The sequence below is a fragment of the Rheinheimera sp. MMS21-TC3 genome, assembly GCF_032229285.1.
GTDB lineage: Bacteria > Pseudomonadota > Gammaproteobacteria > Enterobacterales > Alteromonadaceae > Alishewanella.
On record NZ_CP135084.1, the window covers coordinates 1,141,792 to 1,166,458 of the forward strand.

22 protein-coding genes are annotated in these 24,667 nt (G+C 39.8%); 19 read left to right on the forward strand and 3 right to left on the reverse strand.

Going from position 1 to position 24,667, the window contains the following annotated elements; genetic code table 11:
• The first annotated feature begins 81 nt into the window (after nucleotides 1–81).
• The 6 genes from RDV63_RS05795 (at nucleotide 82) to argH (ending at nucleotide 8,581) form a co-directional block, all read left to right on the forward strand.
• On the forward strand, nucleotides 82–3,081 hold the full coding sequence (locus RDV63_RS05795) for a diguanylate cyclase (RefSeq protein ID WP_313908562.1): 3,000 nt from the start codon (nucleotides 82–84) through the stop codon (nucleotides 3,079–3,081).
• Between the two features lie 109 nt (nucleotides 3,082–3,190).
• Nucleotides 3,191–4,228 (forward strand): N-acetyl-gamma-glutamyl-phosphate reductase, encoded by a 1,038-nt coding sequence (argC, locus tag RDV63_RS05800; protein WP_313908563.1) that lies wholly within the window; start codon nucleotides 3,191–3,193, stop codon nucleotides 4,226–4,228.
• On the forward strand, nucleotides 4,225–5,022 hold the full coding sequence (gene argB / locus RDV63_RS05805; RefSeq protein WP_313908564.1) for an acetylglutamate kinase: 798 nt from the start codon (nucleotides 4,225–4,227) through the stop codon (nucleotides 5,020–5,022). The genes argC and argB overlap by 4 nt, the downstream gene beginning before the upstream one ends.
• 41 nt (nucleotides 5,023–5,063) lie before the next feature.
• On the forward strand, nucleotides 5,064–5,978 hold the full coding sequence (locus RDV63_RS05810; RefSeq protein ID WP_313908565.1) for an ornithine carbamoyltransferase: 915 nt from the start codon (nucleotides 5,064–5,066) through the stop codon (nucleotides 5,976–5,978).
• A 9-nt stretch (nucleotides 5,979–5,987) separates the two neighbouring features.
• Nucleotides 5,988–7,196, forward strand: coding sequence for an argininosuccinate synthase (locus tag RDV63_RS05815; RefSeq protein WP_313908566.1), 1,209 nt, complete (start codon nucleotides 5,988–5,990; stop codon nucleotides 7,194–7,196).
• Nucleotides 7,197–7,201: 5 nt separating this feature from the next.
• Nucleotides 7,202–8,581 carry an argininosuccinate lyase gene (gene argH / locus RDV63_RS05820; RefSeq protein WP_313908567.1) on the forward strand — a complete coding sequence of 460 codons (1,380 nt, stop codon included), beginning with the start codon at nucleotides 7,202–7,204 and terminating at the stop codon, nucleotides 8,579–8,581.
• A gap of 72 nt (nucleotides 8,582–8,653) precedes the next feature.
• Here the strand turns inward: argH and RDV63_RS05825 are convergent, their stop codons facing one another.
• The gene (locus RDV63_RS05825) at nucleotides 8,654–11,122 is read right to left on the reverse strand and encodes a PBP1A family penicillin-binding protein (RefSeq protein ID WP_313908568.1); all 2,469 of its coding nucleotides are present in this window, start codon (nucleotides 11,120–11,122) and stop codon (nucleotides 8,654–8,656) included.
• Nucleotides 11,123–11,428: 306 nt separating this feature from the next.
• Here RDV63_RS05825 and RDV63_RS05830 point away from each other — a divergent pair, with 306 nt between their 5' ends.
• The 9 genes from RDV63_RS05830 to RDV63_RS05870 all read left to right on the forward strand — a co-directional run bounded on the left by RDV63_RS05830 (nucleotide 11,429) and on the right by RDV63_RS05870 (nucleotide 20,290).
• Entirely contained in the window at nucleotides 11,429–12,508 is a 1,080-nt protein-coding gene (locus RDV63_RS05830) for a pilus assembly protein PilM (RefSeq protein WP_313908569.1), read from the forward strand.
• A complete protein-coding gene (locus RDV63_RS05835) occupies nucleotides 12,496–13,092 on the forward strand; it encodes a PilN domain-containing protein (RefSeq protein WP_313908570.1) in 597 nt (198 codons plus the stop codon). The genes RDV63_RS05830 and RDV63_RS05835 overlap by 13 nt, the downstream gene beginning before the upstream one ends.
• Nucleotides 13,089–13,688, forward strand: coding sequence for a type 4a pilus biogenesis protein PilO (locus tag RDV63_RS05840; RefSeq protein WP_313908571.1), 600 nt, complete (start codon nucleotides 13,089–13,091; stop codon nucleotides 13,686–13,688). Before RDV63_RS05835 ends, RDV63_RS05840 begins: the two co-directional genes overlap by 4 nt.
• The gene (locus RDV63_RS05845; protein ID WP_313908572.1) at nucleotides 13,685–14,224 is read left to right on the forward strand and encodes a pilus assembly protein PilP; all 540 of its coding nucleotides are present in this window, start codon (nucleotides 13,685–13,687) and stop codon (nucleotides 14,222–14,224) included. Before RDV63_RS05840 ends, RDV63_RS05845 begins: the two co-directional genes overlap by 4 nt.
• A gap of 18 nt (nucleotides 14,225–14,242) precedes the next feature.
• Complete coding sequence (locus RDV63_RS05850; protein WP_313908573.1) at nucleotides 14,243–16,309, forward strand: type IV pilus secretin PilQ family protein; 2,067 nt, start codon at nucleotides 14,243–14,245, stop codon at nucleotides 16,307–16,309.
• Nucleotides 16,310–16,474: 165 nt separating this feature from the next.
• Nucleotides 16,475–16,993 (forward strand): shikimate kinase AroK, encoded by a 519-nt coding sequence (aroK, locus tag RDV63_RS05855; RefSeq protein ID WP_313908574.1) that lies wholly within the window; start codon nucleotides 16,475–16,477, stop codon nucleotides 16,991–16,993.
• A gap of 30 nt (nucleotides 16,994–17,023) precedes the next feature.
• Nucleotides 17,024–18,094: a 3-dehydroquinate synthase gene (aroB, locus tag RDV63_RS05860; RefSeq protein ID WP_313908575.1), complete on the forward strand. Its 1,071-nt coding sequence runs from the start codon at nucleotides 17,024–17,026 to the stop codon at nucleotides 18,092–18,094.
• Nucleotides 18,081–19,448 (forward strand): SPOR domain-containing protein, encoded by a 1,368-nt coding sequence (locus RDV63_RS05865; RefSeq protein WP_313908576.1) that lies wholly within the window; start codon nucleotides 18,081–18,083, stop codon nucleotides 19,446–19,448. Before aroB ends, RDV63_RS05865 begins: the two co-directional genes overlap by 14 nt.
• Before the next feature lie 5 nt (nucleotides 19,449–19,453).
• A complete protein-coding gene (locus RDV63_RS05870) occupies nucleotides 19,454–20,290 on the forward strand; it encodes a Dam family site-specific DNA-(adenine-N6)-methyltransferase (RefSeq protein ID WP_313908577.1) in 837 nt (278 codons plus the stop codon).
• Nucleotide 20,291: 1 nt separating this feature from the next.
• On the opposite strand, the gene RDV63_RS05875 is transcribed toward RDV63_RS05870, so the two are convergent.
• Together RDV63_RS05875 and RDV63_RS05880 are read right to left on the reverse strand one after the other, a co-directional pair.
• Complete coding sequence (locus tag RDV63_RS05875; protein ID WP_313908578.1) at nucleotides 20,292–20,489, reverse strand: DUF2970 domain-containing protein; 198 nt, start codon at nucleotides 20,487–20,489, stop codon at nucleotides 20,292–20,294.
• A 7-nt stretch (nucleotides 20,490–20,496) separates the two neighbouring features.
• Complete coding sequence (locus tag RDV63_RS05880; RefSeq protein WP_313908579.1) at nucleotides 20,497–20,745, reverse strand: hypothetical protein; 249 nt, start codon at nucleotides 20,743–20,745, stop codon at nucleotides 20,497–20,499.
• 189 nt (nucleotides 20,746–20,934) lie between these two features.
• On the opposite strand from RDV63_RS05880, the gene rpe reads away from it, so the two are divergent.
• The 4 genes from rpe to RDV63_RS05900 all read left to right on the forward strand — a co-directional run bounded on the left by rpe (nucleotide 20,935) and on the right by RDV63_RS05900 (nucleotide 24,531).
• Complete coding sequence (gene rpe / locus RDV63_RS05885; RefSeq protein WP_313908580.1) at nucleotides 20,935–21,609, forward strand: ribulose-phosphate 3-epimerase; 675 nt, start codon at nucleotides 20,935–20,937, stop codon at nucleotides 21,607–21,609.
• 56 nt (nucleotides 21,610–21,665) lie between these two features.
• Nucleotides 21,666–22,670, forward strand: coding sequence for a tryptophan--tRNA ligase (trpS, locus tag RDV63_RS05890; protein ID WP_313908581.1), 1,005 nt, complete (start codon nucleotides 21,666–21,668; stop codon nucleotides 22,668–22,670).
• 62 nt (nucleotides 22,671–22,732) lie between these two features.
• Complete coding sequence (locus tag RDV63_RS05895; RefSeq protein ID WP_313908582.1) at nucleotides 22,733–23,335, forward strand: aminodeoxychorismate/anthranilate synthase component II; 603 nt, start codon at nucleotides 22,733–22,735, stop codon at nucleotides 23,333–23,335.
• A 68-nt stretch (nucleotides 23,336–23,403) separates the two neighbouring features.
• Complete coding sequence (locus RDV63_RS05900; protein ID WP_313908583.1) at nucleotides 23,404–24,531, forward strand: HDOD domain-containing protein; 1,128 nt, start codon at nucleotides 23,404–23,406, stop codon at nucleotides 24,529–24,531.
• Nucleotides 24,532–24,667 lie beyond the last annotated feature (136 nt).

Sequence of the window (24,667 nt, forward strand, 5' to 3'; positions counted from 1 at the left end):
TAACATAACTTGGCGCAGGGATGGTTTTACGTTAATCTGAGAAATAGCATCAGCTGGCTGTTATTGATTCAAGGATGAAATGTGAACCTGCTAAGCTTTAAATTCAACTATTTATCTGCAACTTTATGCAAATTTTTTATTGTTTTATCTTTACTGACTATAAGCAGCTTTAGTGCGGCGCTACAACCATCTAATACTTTACTTGAAGATTATTTCCAAGAAACTTGGACCACTCGGGATGGCTTACCTCACAATACTATTAATAGTATTACGCAAAGCGATGATGGTTATATATGGATTGCAACTTGGGAAGGTTTAGCCCGCTTTAATGGTCGTAAATTTGAACTTTTTGGTCGTGGTGAAGAAACCGGTTTACCTGATTCTGGTATTCGCTCTTTAAGCAAAACTTTAAATAAAGGTATCTTGGTTACGGCCGCTAGGGGAGGCGTTGCCCGTATAAATAAAGGTGCCTGGCAAAGCTGGCAGCCTTTTGGTGTATTAATTAATACAGCTGTTGAAGATAAAACGGGTACATTATGGCTGGCCAGTGAAGGCAAAGGTTTATTTCGGCAGCTACCTAATGGCGAACGTCAGCAGTTTACTACAGAACATGGTTTACCCAGCAATGTTGTCCATAGTTTAATGCTAGATGCTAAGCAACAGCTTTGGGTTGGTACTGGCCGTGGTTTAGCTTTATTAAATATTGAATCTAAACAGATTAAATTTAATGTTTTTCCAGAACTTATATCGCTACCTGTCTTTGTCATTAAACAACAACGAAATCGCATGCTAGTGGGGACTGAGCAGGGGTTATTTACCATTGAGAATGGTAAGGTTGCTTTTTTAGACTCTACATTACAGCAGCTCGCTGTTTCTGCCTTATCAGTTTCAGGTGATGTTATATGGATAGGTACAACAGATACAGGATTATATAAGTTTACCAATCAAAAATTAGAGCAGTTAAGTATAGCTCAAGGCCTACCTAATAATCGTATTTTGTCTATTTACCAAGATCGTGAACAGAGCGTTTGGATTGGTACTAATGGTGGGTTATTTCGGTTACGTGATGCTCCTTTTATTACTTATACCGCTGATAAAGGTTTAGCTGGTGATTATATTCGTAGTGTTATAAGCCATAGCGATGGCTCTATCTGGGTGGGAAGTAGCCAAGGGATAAGTAAAGTTAAAGGCTCTAACTTTACAAATCTTGACTTAACTAGCCATAGCAGTGCGCAATCAGTCTTAAGTTTAACCGAAGATCCTGATGGCTCAACATGGATTGGTACTTATACTGATGGCTTGTTGCGCTGGAAAAATAACAAAGTTATTGACAGTTATAGTCGTAGCAGCGGACTAGCGGCTAATGAAGTTAGAGCTATCTTAAAAGCGCAAGATGGTAGTTTATGGGTGGGAACTGCCCAGGGTTTAAACCATATCACAGCAACAGGTATTGCAACTATAGGCACTGCCGATGGCTTAGCAGCACCTTTTGTTATAGCTTTATATCAGCATTCTGATCAGCGCATTTTTGTCGGCACTGGTGCTGGCTTATCTATTATTAATCCGGATGCTAGCATTGAGCAGATAGATTTATCTCATTTAGATGGTGCTGAATATGTATTTGGTTTTAGCTATGACAAGTTAGCTAACATTTTATGGATAACCACTGATAGAGGCTTAATTGCTTATTATTTTAATGCAGCTAAAGCAAAAATTATTGGCCGTAATGCTGGCTTGCCAGTAGATAAGTTATTTCAGTTGGTTATCGATAATAAACATAATTTCTGGCTCACCAGTAATAGAGGGGTATTAAGGGTTAGTCGGCAAAATGTTATGGCATTTTTAGACAATAGACTAGCAAAACTACCTTATGAATTATTTGGTGAAAGTGATGGCATGCAAAGTGCGCAGGCTAATGGCGGCTCTATGCCAACAGCAGCCTTAGACTCAGAAGGGCGCGTATGGATAGCCACTTCTAAAGGTGTCAGTGTGGTTGACCCTGAGTTACTAGCACGTTTTTCAACCAATATATTACCAGTAGTTATTGAGGGCATAAAGGTAGATGGTGCCGCTGTTAAACAAGGCGATAATCTATTAATTAAGGCTGGTACAAGCCGTATAGAGCTGCAATTTGCCGGCTTAGGTTATGTTATGGCACAACGTATTTTATACCGCACTAAACTGGTAGGCTTTGATAGTGATTGGGTACAGCGCGACAGTAATAATAATGCTGAGTATACTAATTTAGCACCTGGCGACTATCAATTTAAAGTCAGTGCTTCTTATCCGCAAGGCAAGTGGAGTGATGCCGAAGCCAGTATTAACTTTACGATTGAGCCTTATTATTGGCAGCGGCCATTATTTTGGTTATTTATTTTAGTGGTTATGACTTTGCTTATAGTGTTATTGATCCGCTGGCGCTTAGCTATCCTTAAACAACGTGAAGCACTACTAAAAGCGCAAGTTCAAGAAAAGACTTTAGCACTGCAGTTACAGGCAGATAATCTACAAAAAGTTGATAAAGAACGTTCCGAATTACTCGTACAATTAAAGCATCAAGCAGAAAGCTTTGAAATCCAAGCAAGGCTTGATGTCCTAACAAACTTAGCCAATCGTCGAGCATTTGATGAGGCTTTGGCACAAGAATGTGCTAGAGCTAAACGTACAGGTCAGCCGTTATCAATGGTGTTGCTAGATATTGATTACTTTAAATTAGTTAATGATCAATATAGCCATAGTGTTGGTGACCAAGTGCTAGTGCTGGTGGCCGCCGAAATTAACCAATATTGTCGAGAAGTAGATACTGTTGCCCGGTGGGGCGGCGAAGAGTTTGCTATTTTGCTACCACAAACAAAATTAACGGATGCTGTGGCTTTATGCGAACGTATTCGTCTAGCTATTATGCAAATTGACTGTTCGGACATAGCAGAAAATTTACAGGTCACTATTAGTTTAGGTGTGGCTGAATATAGACAAAACCAACCTTATAACAAACTACTTTCTAGTTGTGATACGGCATTATATAAAGCAAAACAAAATGGTCGAAACCGAGTTGAAGTCTCACAAAGTTTGATTGGGTAATAATTCATAAAAAGTGAATAATAATTCTTGATCGTGTGCTCGGAACATTCTACACTAGGCGCAGTTTAGTGCTATACCTATATGTAGCCTCCTGTATGAGATCAATACTATGTCATTATCTAAGTCATCAAGTGCAAAAGTACGCAGTATAGTGCTGGGTGCCGCAGGTTATAGCGGTGCAGAGCTAGCGGTTATTTTAGCCCGTAACCCTTATTTTGAATTATGCGCTGCTTTTGCTTCAGCAGGCAGAGCCGCACAATCTTTTACAGAGCTCTATCCGCGTTATAAGCATGAATTCGATATTATTATTCAGCCTTGGCATGATGACTTAGCGACTGAGTTAGCCGATAAAGTTGATGTCGCCTTTTTAGCTTTGCCGCATGAGGCAAGTGAAGCTATTACCCCTATTTTATTAAACAATAATATTGATGTTGTGGACCTTTCTGGTGCCTTTCGCTTAAAAAACATTGAGCAGTATCCTCAGTATTATGGTTATAAGCATCAGCATCCTGAATTATTAGCCGAGGCCGTTTACTCGTTAATGGAGTGGCAAACTGCCGACTTACCTAGGCTGATTTCGGTACCTGGTTGTTACCCAACAGCCTGTTCATTAGCCTTAATGCCGTTAGTGCAAGCAGGATTATTAGCAGACTCTTGTCTGCCAGTTATTAATGCCACTAGTGGAGTCTCGGGCGCCGGGCGTAAAGCGGCGCTAAATACCTCTTTTTGTGAAGTTGGTTTAAATGCCTATGGCTTTTTTAAACACAGACATCGTCCTGAAATAGAGCAGAATTTAGGCCGAAAAGTTATTTTTACACCTCACTTGGGCAACTTTAAACGCGGTATTTTAGCCACCTGCGTGGTAACGCTTAAGCCAAATACTAGCGCCGAACAAGTTAAGCAAGCATTCGTCCAAGCTTATGCAGATAAACCCCTGGTTAGACTAGTTGATAGCTCACCCAATGTGGCTGATATTGCCGGTACACCTTTTTGCGATATTTATTGGCAGCAAGATGGCGATCATCTGGTAGTTGTATCGACTGTCGATAATTTATTAAAAGGTGCAGCAGCGCAGGCTATGCAAGCGGCTAATGTTCGTTTTGGCAAGCCAGAAACGGCTGGGTTATTTGCAGGAGTTGCATTATGACAATAAGTAATCTAACTGAGGCGAATAAACAGACACCCTTAGTGTTAAAAATGGGCGGCAGGCTATTACAAGACGATAAGGCGCTTGATGCTTTACTTAATGTTTGCGCGATATTAAAACAGCAATATTCTTTAGTTTTGGTGCATGGCGGTGGTGATCAAGTTGATCAGTGGCTCGCTAAATTTGGCTTTAACACTGAAAAATTGGATGGCCAGCGTATTTCCCCAACCGAACAAATGCCAGTGATTGCTGGCGCTTTATCGGGTGCAGTTAACGCCCATATGGTAGCAAGGGCTGCATTAGCAGGTTTAGCACCGGTTGGCTTAACCTTAGCGGCGGGCAATAGCTGTCGCTTTGAATTAACGCCGCAATTAGGTGCAGTAGGGGTGGCAAAGCCACAAGATGCCAAGCTATTAACTTGCTTACTTGGTCAAGGTTTTACGCCTATTTTTAGCTCTATTGGTCATGGTGAACAAGGCCAGTTATTAAATGTAAATGCTGATTTAGCTGCTGCGGCAATTTGTCAGCTTATTCAAGGCCAGCTGGTTTTATTGACCGATGTACCAGGCATTTTAGATGGCAATGGTCAATTAATCTCAGAATTAACCAGCAGCCAAGCTGCTGAACTGGTTGAACAAGGTGTAATTAAAGGCGGTATGAAAGTGAAGTTAGATGCCGCCTTAGATACGGCTAAGGTACTGCGACGAAGCATCACTGTTGCCGGTTGGCAGCAGTCTGACGATCTTTTAAAGCTGATGCATCAACAAGCTGTTGGTACCCGCATCATTAATTAAACCTTAGATCTGGAAACCGCTTTGGCGGTTAAATAATCAGTATGAATAAATTACAACACCTCTTGAGTTTGGCGGAATTCACGCCGGCGCAATTTGCCGATCTTTTGGCATTAGCATTAAAGGTAAAACAGCAACCTGCTAATTATAGCCAAGCATTAGCAGGAAAAAGCATAGCATTAATTTTTGAAAAGCCATCTTTGCGAACAAGAGTTAGTTTTGATGTTGGTATAAATAAGCTAGGCGGCCATAGCGTGTATTTAGATCAACAAAATGGCGCTATGGGTAAGCGGGAAACGGTTGCTGATTTTGGTCGTAACTTAGCTTGTTGGACTGATGCCATAGTAGCACGTGTTTTTTCTCAAGCAACCTTAGATGAATTAGCTGCCACTAGTAATAAGCCGGTAATTAATGCTCTGAGTGATCGATTCCATCCCTGCCAAGCATTAGCCGATTTATTGGCCTTAACAGAACGTTTTACTGATCTAAAAAAAGTGCATTTAGCTTATGTAGGTGATGGCAACAATGTGTGTCATTCATTAATGCTAGGTGCGGCGTTATCCGGCATGAAGATGACAGTAATAACACCTGAGGGCTTTTTACCCGCAGCAGATGTTGTCACTCAGGCCAAGCAAATAGCACTGCAAACAGGCGCTAGCATTAGTTTAAGCCAGGATTTAAACAGCGCAAACGGCGCAGGTGCTATTTATACCGATACCTGGTTATCAATGGGCGATAAAGCTAATCCTGAACTTATCGCTAAAACCTTTAGCCCTTATCAAATTAATCAACCGCTAATGCAGCAATTAGGTGTGACCTATTTTATGCATTGCTTGCCTGCGCATCGCGAACATGAAGTGACCAGCGAAGTGTTAGATAGTCAAGCATCATTAGTTTTATTACAAGCCGAAAATCGTATGCATGCGCAAAATGCGGTTTTAATCAGTTTATTTTCGTGAGGTTTTTTTATGAGTATTAAAAAAGTTGTTTTAGCCTATTCAGGTGGACTAGATACATCAGCCATAGTGCCTTGGTTAAAAGATAATTATAACTGTGAAGTTATCGCTTTTGTGGCGAACGTCGGCCAAGGCGATGAAGAGTTAGCTGGGGTTGAGCAAAAAGCCATTAACTCAGGTGCCAGTTCATGCCACGTAGTAGATTTACGTGAAGAGCTATTAAAAGAAGTGATTTACCCTACCTTAAAAACCGGCGCGGTTTATGAAGGGCAATATTTATTAGGTACTTCTATGGCGCGCCCGGTGATAGCACGTGCTCAGGTTAACTTAGCGTTAGAGTTAGGCGCAGATGCACTTTGTCATGGTTGTACCGGTAAAGGTAATGATCAAGTACGGTTTGAAGCGGCCTTTGCCGCCTTGGCACCACAGTTAAAAGTAATAGCACCGTGGCGGGAGTGGAACTTTACTTCAAGACAATCACTATTAGATTACTTAGCTGAAAAGAAGGTACCTACCACAGCCTCAGCAACCAAAATATATAGCCGTGATGCTAACTTATGGCATATTTCTCATGAAGGTGGCGAGCTTGAAGATCCTTGGTGCGAGCCAACAGAACAAGTTTGGATGTGGACTAAATCACCAGAGCAAGCACCAGATAAGCCCACCTATATTGAATTAAGTTTCGCTAAGGGTGAGCTCACTCACTTAGATGGTAAAGCGGTCGATCCTATTACAGCCATTGCGCAGTTAAATGCAGTTGGCTCTGAAAACGGTATAGGCCGGATAGATATAGTAGAAAACCGTTTAGTGGGGATGAAATCACGGGGTTGTTATGAAACACCCGGTGGTACCTTATTAATGGCGGCAATTAAAGGGCTTGAAGCCTTAGTCTATGATCGTGCTTCTTTAAAATACCGTGAAGAGGTTGGGCTTGAATTTGCTCAGTTAGTTTATGATGGCCGTTGGTTTACGCCATTAAAAGATGCTTTATTAGCCTCTGCAACCAGTTTAGCCCAAGAGTTAACAGGCGATGTAGTACTTAAGCTATATAAAGGTAATGTGACGGTTGCCAAACGTCGCTCAGCAAACTCATTATATTCTGAAGCCTTTGCTACCTTTGAAGATGATGAAGTTTATGATCAAAAAGATGCTGCCGGTTTTATTCGTTTATTTAGCTTAGCAAGCCGGATCAAGGCTTTACATCAACAGCAAAAAGGATAAGGGTTATGGCTATGTGGGGCGGTCGCTTTCAAGAGGCGACCTTAGATGAATTTCGCCAGTTTAATGACTCATTGAGTTTCGATTATGTATTGGCGTTACACGATATCCAAGCATCACGGGCTTGGGCAAAACAATTAGCCGCAGCGAAAATTATTAGCGCTGATGAGGCGCTACAACTAGATAGCGGCCTAGCTACCTTAGCCCAAGCAGTAGAGCAAGATCCAAGCTTGCCGTTGCAAACCAGTGAAGAAGATATTCATAGCTGGGTTGAATCACAACTTACCCAGCAACTTGGCTCTGTGGCGAAGAAATTACATACTGGCCGCAGCAGGAATGACTTAGTGGCTACCGATCTAAGGTTATGGACCAAACTTAATGCCGAGTCAGTTAAGCAAGCACTACTTGGTGCTATTAAAGCCTTGTTAGTCTTTGCGGAGCAAGCGGGCACTGACGTTATGCCTGGTTATACTCATCTGCAACGAGCACAGCCAGTATTAGTTGCCCATTGGGCGTTAGCTTATGTTGAAATGTTCCGCCGAGACTTAAGCCGACTTGAAGATGGATTAAACCGGTTGGATGTTTGTCCTTTAGGCTGCGGCGCACTTGCGGGCACGGGGGTTAATATTGACCGGCAAGCGTTAGCAGAAAGCTTGGGCTTTACAACAGCGGCTAGAAACAGCCTTGATGCGGTGTCTGATCGTGATTATGTCGTCGAGTTATCTGCTGCAGGCAGTATCAGTATGACGCATTTATCGCGCTTATCAGAAGATGTTATTTTCTTTTGTTCAGGCGAAGCCGGCTTCTTTAAGCTAGGCGATGCCATAAGTAGTGGTTCATCACTAATGCCACAAAAGAAAAACCCAGATGTATTTGAATTGTTGCGGGGAAAAACTGGCCGGGTTTTAGGCCATCTAGTTGCCATTATTCATACCTTAAAGGGCTTACCGCTGGCCTATAACAAAGATATGCAAGAAGATAAACAAGGTTTTTTTGACTTAATGCAAACTTGGCAGCAATCTTTACTGGTACTTGCCACAGTATTACCGCACTTATCCGTTAACAGCCAAAAATGTCGACAGGCCGCCGAACTTGGCTACAGTAATGCTACAGATCTAGCGGATTATCTGGTTAGTAAGGGCATGCCATTTCGTGATGCCCATGAAGTAGTAGGCGAGCTAGTGGTTGCTGCATCTAAGCAGCAATTAGCGCTAGAAGCCATGCCATTAGCTAGCTTACAACAATACAGTAGCTTGATTGAGCAAGATGTATTTGCGGCCCTGCAACTTGAAGCAGGATTAGACAAGCGTAGTGCCCTAGCTGGCACTTCACCTAGGCGGGTGTTAGCAGCACTGGCTGAGGCTAAAACTTGGTTTGAACAACAGTAGTTTGCTAAAGTTGTAGTAATAACTACAGTAAAGGCTACAAATAAAAAACAGCTCTTAAGAGCTGTTTTTTATTTAGAAAAGTTCAATATCCTTTTCTTTCTCGGTTGCTGTCTTTTTACTGTCAAAACTGATGGGCTGGACATCATTACCACTATATTGAGTAGGTTCAGTGCCGCTAATAAAGTATTCAAAGCTACTACTAGTATCGGTTTTACGGCTTAACAATCCAGTTTTAGTATCTATTCTGACTGATGATAAGCCAACAGGCGGTGTCAGAGCATTAACTGGTAACGACGGTGCTATCTGCTGCATATAGCTTAACCAGCCAGGTAAAGCTGTACGGGCACCTGCCTCAGTTCCTGCACTTTGCGACTGGCCCATATTAGCATGCCATTGAGCACGGCCTAAACTGCGATTAGCATCATCAAAACCAACCCAAACAGTAACAGCTAAATCAGCTGTAAAGCCTGAAAACCATGTGTCGATAGAGTCATTAGTTGTGCCTGTTTTTGCTGCAATATCTCGACGTTTTAAGCTTTGTAAGCGCCAAGCTGTGCCATTCCAACCTGTCCCTGCTCGCCAATCACCACCGCCCCAAACACTGGTTGTTAAAGCATCGGCTATTAAAAAACTATTTTGTTTTGATAATACTCGTTCTGCTACTTCTGGTTTTGCAGGCACTTGGCTTGATACTGTAGCTTGTTCTGTACTATCTAAAGTATTAAACAGTCGTTGCATTTCTGCTTCTGGATCTAGCTCAGCGGTTACAGCTGGAGTTTCAGAAATGGCTGCTTCACAAGCATCGCAAGCGATAGCTGGTTTATGTTGATAAACAATATTATGTTCAGCATCTAAAATACTGTCGATTAAATAAGGTTTAACTAAATAACCACCATTAGCAAATACAGCAAAACCCGTTACAACTTCCATAGGGGTTAAAGAGGCTGAACCTAAAGCCAAGGTCTCGTTGCGGGGCAAATCACTGGCTGCAAAACCAAAACGTTGTAAATGTCTAATGGTATTGTCGATACCAACACCACGTAAAAGGCGAATTGATACCACGTTTTTCGATTTAGCTAAGGCTTCTCGGATCCGTATTGGGCCATCATAAACCGCTGGTGAATTCTTCGGTCGCCAAGCTATACCTGCATTATCATCCCACTGATGAATAGGCGCATCATTCATGATAGAAGCTAAAGTATAACCATTATCTAAAGCAGCAGAATAAATAAAAGGTTTAATATTAGAGCCCACTTGACGCTTAGCTTGAGTTGCGCGGTTAAATTGACTTTGGCTAAAACTAAAGCCACCAACTAGTGAGCGGATAGCACCATCATGGGGATCAATGGCTACCAAGGCGCTAGTTGCTTCTGGGATTTGACTTAATCGCCACTGCTGTTGCTGCTGCCTTAATAAAACATGCATGCCAGGAGATAAGATAGCATCAGCAGTTTTGGGAGCAAGGCCTTGCCGACGATCGGTAATAAAGCTTCGGGCCCACTTTAAGCCTTCCCATTCAATTGTTGCTTCTGTACCACCTGGTAAAATAACTTGTACCGACTTGGTGTTAACTTGTGTTACGACTGCAGGAACCAGATCTTCAAGTCCTTGTTGCTTATCTAAATAGGCAATAATTTGTTCGTTATCTAAACGTTTTGGTTGCTCAAACTCAGGTTGCTCTGTTACTTCTGGCTTTAATGTAGCTTGCCATAAAGTTGCAACAGGCCCACGGTAACCGTGGCGTTCATCATAGTCATATAAGTTTTGCTGTAAACTTTGCTTTGCGATAGCTTGCTGTTGGCTATTAATAGTAGTAATAACTTGCAAACCGGCAGAGTAAGCTTCTTCTTCACCGAAACGGTTAACCATTTCTTGGCGTACCATTTCAGCTATATAAGGCGCTGAGGCGGTTATTTGTGCGCCATGCAGTCGGCTGACGACCGGCGCTTTAATAGCCACATCGTAGGCAGCTTTATCTATAGCACCAATATCTAGCATTCTAGTTAAAACAATATTACGACGTGCTTTAGCATTAGCCGGAGAACGAACTGGATTTAATATTGAAGGTGCTTTGGGCAAACCAGCAATAATAGCAATTTCATCTAAACTTAGTTGATCAACGGTTTTACCAAAATAGACTTGGGCGGCAGCACCCACACCAAAAGATCGTTGACCCAATTCAATTTTGTTTAGGTATAGTTCAAGGATTTTATCTTTACTAAGCAATTGCTCGATACGAATAGCTAAAAAAACCTCTTTAACTTTACGTATTATCTTTTTTTCGCGACTCAGAAAAAAGTTACGGGCTAATTGTTGGGTGATAGTACTAGCACCTTGGCTAAAATCACCTGATGTTGCAACAACGGTAGCTGCACGTATTATACCTATGATATCAATACCAGGATGCTCATAAAAGCGAGTATCTTCAATAGCTAAAAAAGCTTGAAGTAATAAAGGCGGCATCTGTTCAAGTGTTAAAGGTATACGACGCTTTTCTCCAAATTGAGAAATAAGCTGGCCATCAGCCGTAAAAACCTGCATTGGGGTTTGCAATCGTACATCTTGCAGCGTGGTGACATCAGGCAGGTCATCTTTAACATATATATAGAGCCCTGCGATAGTTAACAACCCACAAATGAACAGGAAAATGCTAATAATTAAAAGCTTTTTAAGCCAAGACACTGATTAACACCATTTTTTACTCCCAATTCTTTTACAACACTGCTAGTATATATTTATTAGTGCTGGAAGAAACGCTTTTTATTGCTAAATGTTGGTAATTAAGCTAACAATAATGCAAGAATAGCGATAACGATAACGATAACAATAAATTAATTGCAGGATGCTATGATAAAACGCCTGTTTACTAAACAACCCACTGTGATGGTGGGAATTGACATTGGGGCCCACTCAGTCAAGGCTGTGCTGCTTAGTCAGTATAATGGCACGTGTAAAGTTGAAGCGTTTGCTATTGAGCCAATGATTAAAGGCGCCATGTCTGATCGCGAAATACAAGATATAGAAGCTGTAGGTAATGTGCTGAGTAAAATTCGCAAAAAAATCCCTCGCGCAATAAAATTCGCTGCTGCTGCTGTATCAGGCTCTACCGTGATCAGTAAAGTCATCTTCATGGATGTGTCCTTAACTGATGCTGAACTAGAAAGTCAGATAGAAGTTGAAGCCGACACATTAATCCCTTATCCCTTAAATGAAGTCAGTATTGACTTTGAAAAGCTTGATGTTAATGAGTCAGACCCTTCACGGGTTAACGTACTTTTAAGTGCTGCTAGAACTGAAAGTGTAGAAGTGCGGGTATCTGCTTTAGATAATGGCGGATTTACGGCTAAAGTTATTGATATTGAAAGCTATGCTTTAAGCCGAGCGGCTGCATTATGTATGAGCCAACTTCCTGACGATGCATCTAAAAAAATTGTTGCTATGGTAGATATTGGTGCAACAATGACATTGTTGAGCATTATGGAAAACGGTAAAACTGTCTATACCCGTGACCAGTCATTTGGTGGTGATCAATATACCCGTAGTATTTTGTCTTATTATAATAAAAGTTACGATGAGGCTGAATTAGCTAAAGTAAGTGGTGACTTACCGCCAAACTATACATTTGAAGTACTTGCGCCGTTCCAAACTATGTTATTACAACAAGTGCGTCGGGGTATTCAAATGTATCTAACCAGCAGCGGTAAAGATGCAGTAGATTATATTATTATCTCTGGTGGTACAGCGTTAATAGAGGATATCGATAAACTTCTAATCGATGAATTAGGTATTCACACTGTGGTGGCCAATCCATTTAATTCAATGGAAGTATCCACCTCAATCGACAGAGAGCAGTTGAATCGATATGCTTCTCAATTAATGGTTGCTAGCGGATTAGCATTACGGAGTTTTTCACCATGGCATATATAAATTTACTGCCGTGGCGCGAAGCAGCGCGTAAAGAGCGGCAAAAGCAATACTTAACAGTTTTAACTGCAACGGCTTTATTTAGCTTTTTACTGATGTTTTCAATTAACATGGTTTATAACGCAAGAATAGATGGCCAGTTGCAGCGTAATAGTTATTTAGATAATGAAATAAAGGTACTTGAACAACGTATAGTTGAAATCCGTACTTTGAACGACAAAAAGAAGAGTTTACAACAACGAATGTCGTTAATTGAACAACTACAAAGTAGTCGGAATTTAGGTACGCAAATAATGGATGAAATTGCTAAGGTGGTGCCTGCAGGTGTCTATCTAACGCAGTTTGAAAAAAAGGGTGCTTTTTTATTACTTGTTGGTAAAAGTGAATCAAATAACCGTTTATCCAATATGTTACGTGAAGCGGAAAGTTCAGAGTTACTAGCAGACCCTTTATTGGAGTTTATCGAAGCAGGTAAAGACTCATCAACATTATTAAGTAACTTTAAGATGCACCTAACTGTTAGTGGTTTTGATGCAATACATGGTATTTCTCAACCAGAGACACCTGGTAAAAGAGGTGCAAAATGAGTCTGAATTTAAATTTATCTGATATTGATATTAATGAACTAGATATTGAAAATATGGGCTCTTGGCCCCTAGTAGTAAAAGTGTTTTTTGCTTTTATGCTAGCGGCTGCAGTTTGTGCGCTAAGTTACTTTTTTATAATTGATAGTAAAATTGACGAACTAACTAAAGCACAAAGTAAAGAGCTTGAGTTACGGCAAACCTTTAAAACTAAATATGCAGCAGCTGTTAATTTGGAGCTTTATAAGCAGCAGATGGTGGATATGGAGAAATCTTTTTCTTCATTGTTAAAGCAATTACCAACTACTCATGAAACGCCAGGTTTGCTGGATGACGTAACTTATGTAGGTACTACAAGTGGCCTAACCTTTATTCGTATTAACTGGGAGCCAGAAATTGAAAAGGAATTTTATACTGAGTTGCCAATAAAAATAGAAGTTATAGGTGATTATCATCAATTTGGTAATTTTGTTAGTGAAGTCGCTAAGTTACCGCGTATAGTTAGCTTGCACGACTTTACGATACAAACTGAAAAAGATGAACGACTACGTTTTAATGTTGTTGCAAAAACCTATAGATATAAAGAGGTGCAGCAATGATAAAAAGAATAGCTGCTATTGCGGTAAGTACAGTATTGTTAACCGGTTGCTTTGATGACTTAAGCGAAGTTCAGCAATACACTGAGCAAGTGAAAATGAGTACCAAAGCCAGAGTAGATCCTTTGCCTGAGGTAAAAGAGTTTGAGCATATAGCTTATATGGCAGTAAACTCAAGAAGTCCATTTTCTGAGCCAAGGCCTGAAGCAATTCAAGATAAGTTTCTACAAGTCCAGGACTGTTTACATCCAGATCCAAGGCGTAGAAAAGAACCTCTAGAAAAATATGCATTAGATAATTTAAAGATGCGAGGCACTTTAGGTGATGTAGGTAATATATGGGCGCTAATTGAAGCGTCAGATAAAACCTTACACCGTGTAACTTTAAATAATCATATAGGGTTGTTTCATGGCCGCGTTATAAACGTAGAGCTAACCCATATTGAATTATTAGAGTTAATTCCCGATGGCGCCGGATGTTGGAAAGAACGGACGACCATGCTGCAAATGGCGGATACGCCATCTGCTACAAGTAATTGATAAGTATGCGAGTAAATCATGGATAAAATAATCACAACAATATCTGACAGATTCCTGCGCTCATTAGCCTACGTGCTAACGTTAACTTTTCTGTCTTTGCCCGCAGCAGCTGTACCTCTGCTATATGATGTTAAATATAACCCGTTATTAACTGGAGAAACGGAAATTGAATTTGTATTTGACGAAGAGTTATATGCAGATCCCAGTATTCAAGTATTTAATGAACCTGCGCGGATAGAGCTCTTTTTTGATAACTCTGATTATGAAGAAAAACTAGAGCAAGTTCTAATCAATAAAGCTGGGGTTAAAAAAGTAACCTCAGAATTTGTTGGAGATGGTTTTAGAACAGTTATCTATTTAGATTACTTGAAAATATACCGTACCCGAGTAAAGGGTAATGTTTTCTATATGCATATATCGGATAACCCAACTTCAGATATAGTAGGCCAGGCTGCGGATGTAAAACCCACCTATATTAACCGAGTTAATGCTATTGACTTTCGTCGTGGCGATAAAGGTGAAGGGCGCATTTTAGTCTTTTTACGTGATAATACAGCAGCCGTTGACGTAGCTGAGCGGTTAGGCAAGCTTGAAGTTGAATTCCATAATACTGATATTTTAGATGAACTTTTATATCAGTTAGATGTTGTTGACTTTGGCACTATTGTTAAGGGGATTGAAACCTTTAAAGAAGCAGCCTCAACGCGATTAGTTATAGACACTACTGCTGAATTTACTTTTTCATATCAGCAAATTGATAATATATTCACATTAAATGTTGAGCGTGATACTACCAACAGAAGTGTACTGGGTGGTGGTAAAGAGTATAAAGGCAGAGCAATGTCTTTAAACTTTCAAGATATATCAATAAGAACTGTATTGCAGATTATTGCCGATTATAATGGTTTTAACTTAGTAACGAGTGATTCTGTTACAGGAAATATTACCTTACGTCTTGATGGTACACCTTGGGACCAAGCCTTGGATATAGTGTTACGGGTTAAAGGTTTAGATAAGCGTATGGATGGTAATATCTTAATGGTAGCACCAACAGAAGAGCTTGCTGTACGTGAAGCACGTGAGTTAGAAGCCAAGCAAAACGTGTCTAATTTAGAACCGTTATATTCGGACTTTTTATCAATTAATTATGCTAAAGCAAGTGATATAGCAGGCTTGTTAAGTAATAAGGATGCGACTATCTTATCGGCTCGAGGCTCGGTCAATGTCGATGAGCGTACTAATACTATCTTAATTAAAGACACAGCTGAAAATATTGAAAGTGTTAGAAAGTTAATTGAACGCTTAGATGTGGCAGTTAAACAAGTTTTAATTGAAGCTAGAATGGTAACTGTACGCGATAAAGTTGATGATGAATTGGGTATTCGTTGGGGTTTTAGCGATCAACAAAGCAGCAGCGGCACCAATAAAGGAACTTCTGGAAGTGCTGGTGGTGCCAATAATATTGCTAATGGTGTTATGCCTGGTTTAGATAATCGTTGGAACGTAAATTTGCCAGCGAGTAATCCTGCCGGTAGTATAGCCTTTCATATTGCTCGTTTAGCAGATGGTACCTTACTTGATTTAGAGCTATCAGCTTTAGAACAAGAAAATAAAGGTGAAATCATTGCTAGTCCGCGTATAACCACGGCTAACCAAAAACAAGCTCGTATTGAGCAAGGTGTGGAAATACCTTATGTCCAAGCTGCTTCAAGTGGTGCTACTACCGTTGAGTTTAAAAAAGCAGTGTTAAGCTTAACTGTTACACCACAAATTACACCGGATAATAAGATAATTTTAGACTTAATTATTACCCAAAATACCCGTGGTGAAACGGTAGCAACACCAACTGGGCCGGCAACAGCAATTGATACCCAAGAAATTCAAACCCAAGTCTTAGTAGATAATGGTGAAACTATTGTTTTAGGCGGTATTTACCAGCAGCAAATTTTATCTACGGTAAGCAAAGTACCATTTTTTGGTGACATTCCTTACTTAGGCCGATTATTTAAATCGACCAGTGAAGTAAATGAAAAAAATGAGTTACTCATTTTTGTAACACCAAAAATTATCACCGAAGGGCTGTAATTATGCTTTTCAGCCAGTATTCCTCAGGGATACTGGCTGAATTAGAGAATTAGCTTGCCAACAAATGGGCATTCCTGACATAATCCAGCGCTTCAAACATCCGCGGGAGCCATTTGGTCCTTGAATTCAACATTTTAAAGAGTTGGCTGATTAGCAATACGAAATATGGCAGAAAAACGTAATATCTTCCTTGTTGGCCCAATGGGTGCTGGAAAAAGCACAATTGGTCGTCACTTAGCAGACATGCTTCACCTTGAGTTCTACGATTCAGATCATGAAATAGAGCGTCGTACAGGCGCAGATATTGCTTGGGTATTTGATCTGGAAGGTGAAGAAGGTTTCCGAGTGCGTGAAGAAAACGTCATTCAGGATCTTACAGAACTCCAAGGCATTGTATTGGCAACTGGTGGCGGTTCGGTGTTAAGTAAAGAAACCCGTAACCGGCTGTCAGCACGAGGCATAGTCGTATATTTAGAAACTCCAATTGAGAAGCAGGTGGCAAGAACTCAGCGTGACAAGCGCAGACCCCTGTTACAGACTGATGAAGACCCTAAGCTAGTTTTAGAGCGCTTAGCGCAAGAGCGTAATCCTTTATATGAAGAGATTGCTGACTTTACCATTCGCACCGATGACCAAAGCGCTCGTGCAGTATCAAGCCACATTATTGATCAAATTGGTTTTTAAGTAATAAATACATCATGGCGGGGAGCTGTAATGCAAAAAGTTGAAGTACAACTTGGCGATCGCAGCTACCCAATATGCATTAATTCGCACTTTAACGATCTGCTTGCTGAATATAAACTGTGTAAACAGGTCGTTATTGTTTCCAATCCAGTAGTTGCAGAGCTATATTTACCCCCGATAAAACACCTATTTAGCAAATCTCGCTTAGAAATTATTCTAATTCCTGACGGTGAAGTCTATAAAACACTGGAATCATTTGAATTAATTCAGTCGTTTTTACTGCAGCATCAATTTTCTCGTGATGTTTTATTAGTTGCGCTTGGTGGCGGTGTTATTGGTGATCTAACTGGCTTTGTTGCAGCAACTTATCAGCGAGGTGTGCGATTTTTACAAATTCCCACTACTTTATTGGCTCAAGTAGATTCTTCAGTTGGTGGTAAAACAGCTGTTAATCATGTGCTCGGTAAAAATATGATAGGTGCTTTTAAACAACCGGTACAAGTGCTTATTAACACTCAAGCTTTAGTAACCTTGCCAAGTAAAGAATTTGCTGCTGGCATGGCTGAAGTGATTAAATATGCCGTAATTGCTGATAAAGACTTCTTCAGTTGGCTTCTTGCTCAACAACAGGCAATTTTAGCTCTAGATAATTCTGTTCTAGGGCAGATGATTAAGCATTGTTGTCAAATGAAAGCTGATATCGTTAGCCGAGATGAAACCGAGCAAGGTGATCGTGCTTTATTGAATCTGGGGCATACCTTTGGCCATGCTATTGAAGCCCATCTAGGTTATGGTAGTTGGTTACACGGAGAGGCGGTAGCTGTAGGCATGGTGATGGCAGCAAAGTTATCATTAGCACGAGGCTGGTTAGCACAACAAGATATTGACCAGTTAACCGCATTATTAATTGCTTTTTCTTTACCTACAAGTGTCCCGAAAGATATGCATATCACTGACTTTTTACCTTATATGAAAATGGATAAAAAAGTTATAAATGGTAAAATGCGATTTGTACTGCCAATGACTATAGGATCTTGTGCACTAATTGATGATGTAACTGAAGATGAGCTATTGCAGGTGTTTGCTGATGGACTGCATTAAATTACAACATCAAGCTGATGCTTTAAAACACTTATTACCGATTCAGCATGATTGGTTTAATCGTTTACTATTTCAGTTATCTTTTAATGATATCGAGCTTATTCAAACCTTAGGCGCTACTGGCAGTGGTAAGTCTACTTTAGCTTTGGCGCTTGCTGAATTATTGTCTGAACAATTTAATGTTGCTTTACTAACTGCAACAGCAGATTTGAGCAGCACAGCGAGTATTCAACAGCAATGGTTTGGTGAAGTATTTGCTGATAGTGATTTAGCTGCACATGTAGTTGAATATTCTAAAAGCCAAGCTTTATGTTTAATTATTGATGATGGACAAAATCTAAATCCAGAGTTGCTTCAGCAAATTATTGCTTTACCCATCAGGTGCTTTGTATTTGCTACTAAAGCTGTAACTCCTGCCGGCTTAACCTTAACTATTAATCAAGCAACCCTTGTCGATGCCCAGCAGTTATTAGCAAGCCAACAGTTAAGTACAGAGCAACTTGCTTTAGGTTTGCAACAAGCTAATGGTAATTTGCATTCTTTGCTTAATATTGGTTCAACCACAACTTTAGCTAAAGCTAGTAAAGCAGCTCACTCAAAACCGATTAATCGCAAGCTATTAGCCTTAGTGATTTGTATAGCTTTAATTGCCATAATAGCTTTAGTAACTAACTATATTTTTATTAATCAGACAGATCTAACTAACCAAGGGAGTGACTTGGTTCAGCCGAAGCAGAGCTTTCCAGCTTTATCTCAACCGCTAGAAGCCGAGTTAATAGAGAATAACTCTGACTTAACATCTGAGGCTATTATTGAAACTGAAGTAACTGCTAAACCAGTGGAATCAGCTGAGGAAGTGATTGTAAATGATAATATAACCAGCACAGCAGTAGATGTTGAGGCTAAACTAGAGACTCATTCTGAGCCTGTATTGGCAACAAACCCTAGTAGTGAACTTGCCCAACCACCATTGAAATCCATAGCTGATTTAGAAGCTTCAGAGCCATCTATTCCTACTAAGCTATTACAAAAATGTGATTCAGGGGTTTTGCTCGCCGCTGATAAGAATGATGCAGTTTTACAATTAGCGGTATTATCCAATATAACAGCTTTTGAGCGCTTACAAGGGCGATATCCAGAACTAACTATGTATTGCTATCAACGAAGTTGGCAGGGGCAAGCTCAGTTTGTTATTGTATTAGGTCCATTTCCAGATAATAAGTTGGCACGTAATGCAAAAAGTCGTTTGCCTGGCAAATTAGCGACATCAGGAAGCTTTATTAAAAGCATTAAGGCAGTACAAGCTGAAATTGATGCCTTTGCTGTTAGCCAACATCTTAGTGTTGAAGAATAGCCGCAATGTTGCAACCAGAGCGTAAAAGTAGAGCCTTTCTAAAGTGGGCGGGCGGTAAATATAAACTAGTAGATGAAATAAAACAGCATTTACCGCAAGCAGATATACTTATTGAACCTTTTGTTGGTGCAGCATCAGTCTTTTTAAATACTAACTATGCGCATTATCAGCTTAATGACATTAATGCTGATTTAATTAATTTATATCAAATAGTAAAGTCTCGCGCTGAGCAGTTTATTGCTGATGCTAGTAGTACTTTTTGTGATAGCAGCAATCAAAAAAATAGCTATTTAAATTTACGCCAACAGTTTAATCAAAGCCAAGACCAATACGAAAGAGCTATTTTGTTTTTGTATTTGAATCGGCATGGTTACAACGGTTTATGCCGTTATAATCTTTCTGGTAAGTTTAATGTTCCATTTGGCAGTTATAAAAAACCATATTTTCCTTTAGAAGAATTATGGTTTTTCTCCGAAAAAGCACAGCAGGCTGACTTCGTATGTAGTAGTTATCAGCAGGTTATGGAGCAGGCACCGAAAAATGCGGTTATTTATTGTGACCCACCTTATGTACCACTTAGTAAAACAGCAAGCTTTACTAGTTATGCTAAACAAGGTTTTAACTTAGATGATCAAGCGGCTTTAGCTAATCAAGCGGAGCTATTACAGCAACGAGGTAATACTGTTGTGATTAGTAATCACGATACCACGCTAACTCGAAAAATCTATCATCAAGCAAAATTACATAGCATTCAAGTTAATCGGTCAATAAGTCAAAATGGTGCGGGGAGAAAAAAAGTAGCTGAATTATTTGCAGTTTATAAAGGGCATAAGCTGAAGTAAGTTAACTAAGTACCCAATTAATAATTAATAACAGTGTGAATACAAATAATACAGTTAAAATTACCGCGGTAATAATATAAGGAATTGGATTTTTATCGGTAAAGTCATGTTCTCTTTGCTGCTCTGATTGCACACCTATAAGGGCGCCAAATACTGCTTTAAGTACTTTTAAAAATTTAGGGTTGCTCTTTTTAGTCAAGTTTACTCTATGACTTCTTACTTGGTGAGGCACGATTAATCAGCTCAAGTAAATCAACAAAGTGGAATTGGGTTGAACGGCTTTGTCCTTTAAGCCAACTAAACCAGCTTTGGCTGTTAACTGTACTACAAAGGTAAGTACTATCACTATTGCTGCTGGTGCAGCTTTTATCCTTAGGCAGCAGAAAATATAAGCTAGCAATGACGATTAGTATTGCGCTAATCAAAGCGATTTTTAACGTGACTGTTGACTTCATGTTAATTCCATTTTAAAAGCAAGCTTAGTAATAATAAATCATTTGCTACTTTGATACAAGGTGCTCAATAAGCAATCAATTCATGGTTGGGATATTTGTTATAGTAAAATTGTATCTTATACAAAAATTAAGTTTGTAATCGGTTATAATCAAACCAAATTATTTATTATAAATGTTATGGATTAAATTATGCAGCCTTACCTAATTGCACCTTCTATCCTTTCTGCAGATTTTGCGCGCTTAGGCGATGACGTTGCAGCTGTATTAGCTGCAGACGCTGATGTAGTACATTTTGATGTAATGGATAACCATTATGTGCCAAATTTAACGATGGGCCCTATGGTGTGTAAAGCGTTACGAGATTATGGTATTACAGCACCCATTGATGTTCATTTAATGGTTGAACCTGTAGATGCACTAGTGCCGCAATTTGCCAAAGCAGGCGCGAGTATTATTAGTTTTCATCCGGAAGCTTCAAGGCATATTGATCGTACCGTGCAATTAATTAAAGATAATGGCTGCCAAGCCGGTCTAGTATTTAATCCTGCAACGCCGCTAAGTTACCTTGATTATATGTTAGATAAAATAGACTTAGTGTTGTTAATGTCTGTGAACCCAGGCTTCGGTGGTCAAAAGTTTATCCCTGCTACCTTAGATAAATTAGCTGCAGTACGAAAACTAATTGATAACAGTGGCCTAGATATTCGCCTAGAAGTTGATGGCGGCGTGACAGTAGATAATATTAGTGATATCGCTAAAGCGGGTGCTGATATGTTTGTCGCCGGCTCTGCTATTTTTAATACCGACAATTACGCTAAAACTATTGCTAAAATGCGGCAGCAACTCGCTACAGTTGCTCGATAATAAAATATTTGTAGGCATTAGCCTGAAATTAATAACATAAAGAAGTGGATATAAATATGAGTAATAAACCCATTGTTTTAAGTGGTGCGCAGCCATCAGGCCAGTTAACAATCGGCAATTATCTGGGTGCGTTACGGCAGTGGGATAGAATGCAGGATGATTATAATTGTCTCTATTGCATAGTGGACTTACATGCCATTACAGTACGCCAAGAGCCAGAAAAGTTAAGAGCTGCTTCATTAGATAGTTTAGCCTTATATCTAGCTTGCGGTATTGATCCAGCGCGCTCAGCAGTATTTATGCAATCACATGTGCCAGAGCATAGTCAGCTAGCTTGGGTGTTAAATTGCTATACCCAATTTGGCGAGCTTAGCCGGATGACGCAATTTAAAGATAAATCAGAGCGGCATAATAATAATGTTAACGCTGGTTTATTTACTTATCCGGTATTAATGGCGGCCGATATTTTATTGTATCAAGCCAATCAAATTCCGGTAGGGCACGATCAGAAGCAGCATTTAGAATTAGCTCGTGATGTTGCTATGCGTTTTAATGCGTTGCATGGTGAGGTATTTACTGTACCAGAACCCTTTATACCCAGTGTTGCTGCTAGAGTTATGAGCTTGCAAGAGCCAACTAAGAAGATGTCAAAGTCGGATGAGAATCCATGGAATTTTGTTGGCTTATTGGAAGATCCTAAAATGATCAGCAAAAAGTTTAAAAAAGCCATGACCGACTCACAAGATCCACCGCGGGTTTATTTTGATTTAGAAAATAAGCCTGGCGTTGCTAACCTGCTGAGTATTTATAGTGGTGTAACAGGTAAAACGGTTGCAGCGTTAGAGGCAGAGTACGAAGGCAAGATGTATGGTCATTTAAAAACTGATGTCGCTGATGCGGTTATTGCTTTGCTTGAACCTGTACAGCAGAAATTTAAAGCGTTGCGGCAAGACCAAACTACATTAAACGAAGTTATGCGTGCTGGTGCTGAAAAAGCAAGGCAGCGTGCGGCAATTACTTTGCAACAAGTGAATCAAGCGGTAGGCTTTGTCGCACCTTAGTCTGTTTGATTTATAGTTAATGATTTTGTTTAGTTATGCCGTTAAAAATACAGGTGTATTAAGTGTTATTAATAATTGATAACTACGATTCTTTTACTTATAACTTAATGCAGTATTTTGCGGCTTTAGGTCAAGAAGTTGTGGTTAAACGAAATGATCAAATAACGATTAAAGCAATCACGCAGTTAGCACCAGATTATTTAGTCATTTCACCTGGACCTAAATCGCCAGACGATGCAGGGATCTCAATGCCAGCTATAGAGTATTTTGCTGGCAAAATACCTATTTTAGGTGTTTGTTTAGGTCATCAGGCTATTGCACAAGTATTTGGCGCTAAAGTCGTTCGGGCTAAGCAGGTTATGCATGGTAAAAACTCGCTGGTTACGCATAATGATAGTTCGGTCTTTACAGGTTTAGCTAATCCGCTGGATGTGACTCGTTATCATTCACTCGTAGTAGAGCAGGCTAGTTTACCTAAAGAGTTAATAGTTACAGCATGGACAACTAATGCTCAGCAACAACCAGAAGAAATTATGGGTCTGATGCACTACTCTTTACCTATTCATAGTGTGCAATTTCATCCCGAAGCTATATTAAGTCAGCAGGGAAAGCAATTATTAGCGAACTTTTTGCATACTAAAATAATTAATGATTGTTCTGTTTGACTCAGTTTAAATTAACTTGCAGTATTGCAGCTCAGTTATGAAGGCTATTTAAGGATAATGCTGTTGTCATGCAAGCTGTAACACTTGATATAGATACTTTTTATGGCCGCTTTTTAGATCAGTTAATTGGTGTAGATCCCACGGCAAGTCGTTTGTATTATGCTGCCCCTAAAGCTGATATTGAATCTGAACGAACACTGTTGCAAGTTGAAGCTGAAGCACGGCAAGCAAAACAACAACAGCAGAAGATCCAAGCCAAGTACACTGACTTTGCTCAAGCGCATTTGCATGAAGAAGTCTCTGATGAGCTTTTTCGTAAACTGCACAATATAGAGCATGTTGAAGAATCATTATTTGATTTAGGTGCCTCATTCTATTCGCTGCTAGATTTACTTAGCACTAATGCTGTTACAATCAATAAACTAGACAATTATATTAGTAAGATAGACTGGTTAAGCGAAGATTTATTACGCTTAGTTAATCAACCACAATATCGCAAGAAAACAGCTGCGGGTGGTTTAATAAAAGATACTAAAGTTGCTTTGCGCTTATTTGGAATTGAAGCTTTACAGCAATTAATACCTGTTTATGCTTTAAAACGAAGTATTCCACACTCTACAGAGCCTTTTAGCGGCTTAAAAACTCGTATTTGGCAGTATGCACTGGCGGTAGCTATAGCCTCAAGTAAATTAGCTGAATTTGAAAAACAGCAAAGTTTTAGTGCCTTTTGTGTAGGATTGTTTCAAAGTTTAGGTTATATCGTTGTTACACGTTGTTATTTACGCACTTTTCAACAGCAGAAGCAGAAAAAAATACTGAATGCTCGCGCAATGCGAGATAATGCATTAATTGAAGCTTTAGAGCAGTTAGTGCCTGATGCTAGCTTTTTAAGTGATAGCATGGCTGAGTTTGTTGCAGAGTTAAATGCTGATGTGACTTCACGGTGGCAACTTAAGAGCCAACCACTTTTTCAAACTTTAGAGCAAATGGCAGAGGGTATTGATTTTGATGGTATTAGTCCACAGGCAAAAGTAGCCTTACAAGCTCAAACCTATGTTCAGTGGCAATATTTAAAACAAGCTAAGTTGATTAATAATAAAGAGTCTTTACACTGGTTAGCTAATGTTCAACTAACGAATGAAAAAATGGCTTTGTTAACGAAGGTTGATTTAACACGCTTATCTCTCCCAATATAAATATTCACTTCTAGTGAGAATCTATCTATAGGCCGCATAATTGTTGGTTTAGCTTTAAGTTCACAAACAAGACAGTAACCATTTTATCTGTAATAATGCGCTGCAAATAAACACAGTGATGCTTACTAATTAGCAG

Coding starts and splice junctions, on each gene's coding strand:
- argC (WP_313908563.1), top strand. CDS start 3,191: ATGTCATTATCTAAGTCATCAAGTGCAAAAGTACGCAGTATAGTGCTG.
- argB (WP_313908564.1), top strand. CDS start 4,225: ATGACAATAAGTAATCTAACTGAGGCGAATAAACAGACACCCTTAGTG.
- RDV63_RS05810 (WP_313908565.1), top strand. CDS start 5,064: ATGAATAAATTACAACACCTCTTGAGTTTGGCGGAATTCACGCCGGCG.
- RDV63_RS05815 (WP_313908566.1), top strand. CDS start 5,988: ATGAGTATTAAAAAAGTTGTTTTAGCCTATTCAGGTGGACTAGATACA.
- argH (WP_313908567.1), top strand. CDS start 7,202: ATGGCTATGTGGGGCGGTCGCTTTCAAGAGGCGACCTTAGATGAATTT.
- RDV63_RS05825 (WP_313908568.1), bottom strand. CDS start 11,122: ATGCAGGTTTTTACGGCTGATGGCCAGCTTATTTCTCAATTTGGAGAA.
- RDV63_RS05830 (WP_313908569.1), top strand. CDS start 11,429: ATGATAAAACGCCTGTTTACTAAACAACCCACTGTGATGGTGGGAATT.
- RDV63_RS05835 (WP_313908570.1), top strand. CDS start 12,496: ATGGCATATATAAATTTACTGCCGTGGCGCGAAGCAGCGCGTAAAGAG.
- RDV63_RS05840 (WP_313908571.1), top strand. CDS start 13,089: ATGAGTCTGAATTTAAATTTATCTGATATTGATATTAATGAACTAGAT.
- RDV63_RS05845 (WP_313908572.1), top strand. CDS start 13,685: ATGATAAAAAGAATAGCTGCTATTGCGGTAAGTACAGTATTGTTAACC.
- RDV63_RS05850 (WP_313908573.1), top strand. CDS start 14,243: ATGGATAAAATAATCACAACAATATCTGACAGATTCCTGCGCTCATTA.
- aroK (WP_313908574.1), top strand. CDS start 16,475: ATGGCAGAAAAACGTAATATCTTCCTTGTTGGCCCAATGGGTGCTGGA.
- aroB (WP_313908575.1), top strand. CDS start 17,024: ATGCAAAAAGTTGAAGTACAACTTGGCGATCGCAGCTACCCAATATGC.
- RDV63_RS05865 (WP_313908576.1), top strand. CDS start 18,081: ATGGACTGCATTAAATTACAACATCAAGCTGATGCTTTAAAACACTTA.
- RDV63_RS05870 (WP_313908577.1), top strand. CDS start 19,454: ATGTTGCAACCAGAGCGTAAAAGTAGAGCCTTTCTAAAGTGGGCGGGC.
- RDV63_RS05880 (WP_313908579.1), bottom strand. CDS start 20,745: ATGAAGTCAACAGTCACGTTAAAAATCGCTTTGATTAGCGCAATACTA.
- rpe (WP_313908580.1), top strand. CDS start 20,935: ATGCAGCCTTACCTAATTGCACCTTCTATCCTTTCTGCAGATTTTGCG.
- trpS (WP_313908581.1), top strand. CDS start 21,666: ATGAGTAATAAACCCATTGTTTTAAGTGGTGCGCAGCCATCAGGCCAG.
- RDV63_RS05900 (WP_313908583.1), top strand. CDS start 23,404: ATGCAAGCTGTAACACTTGATATAGATACTTTTTATGGCCGCTTTTTA.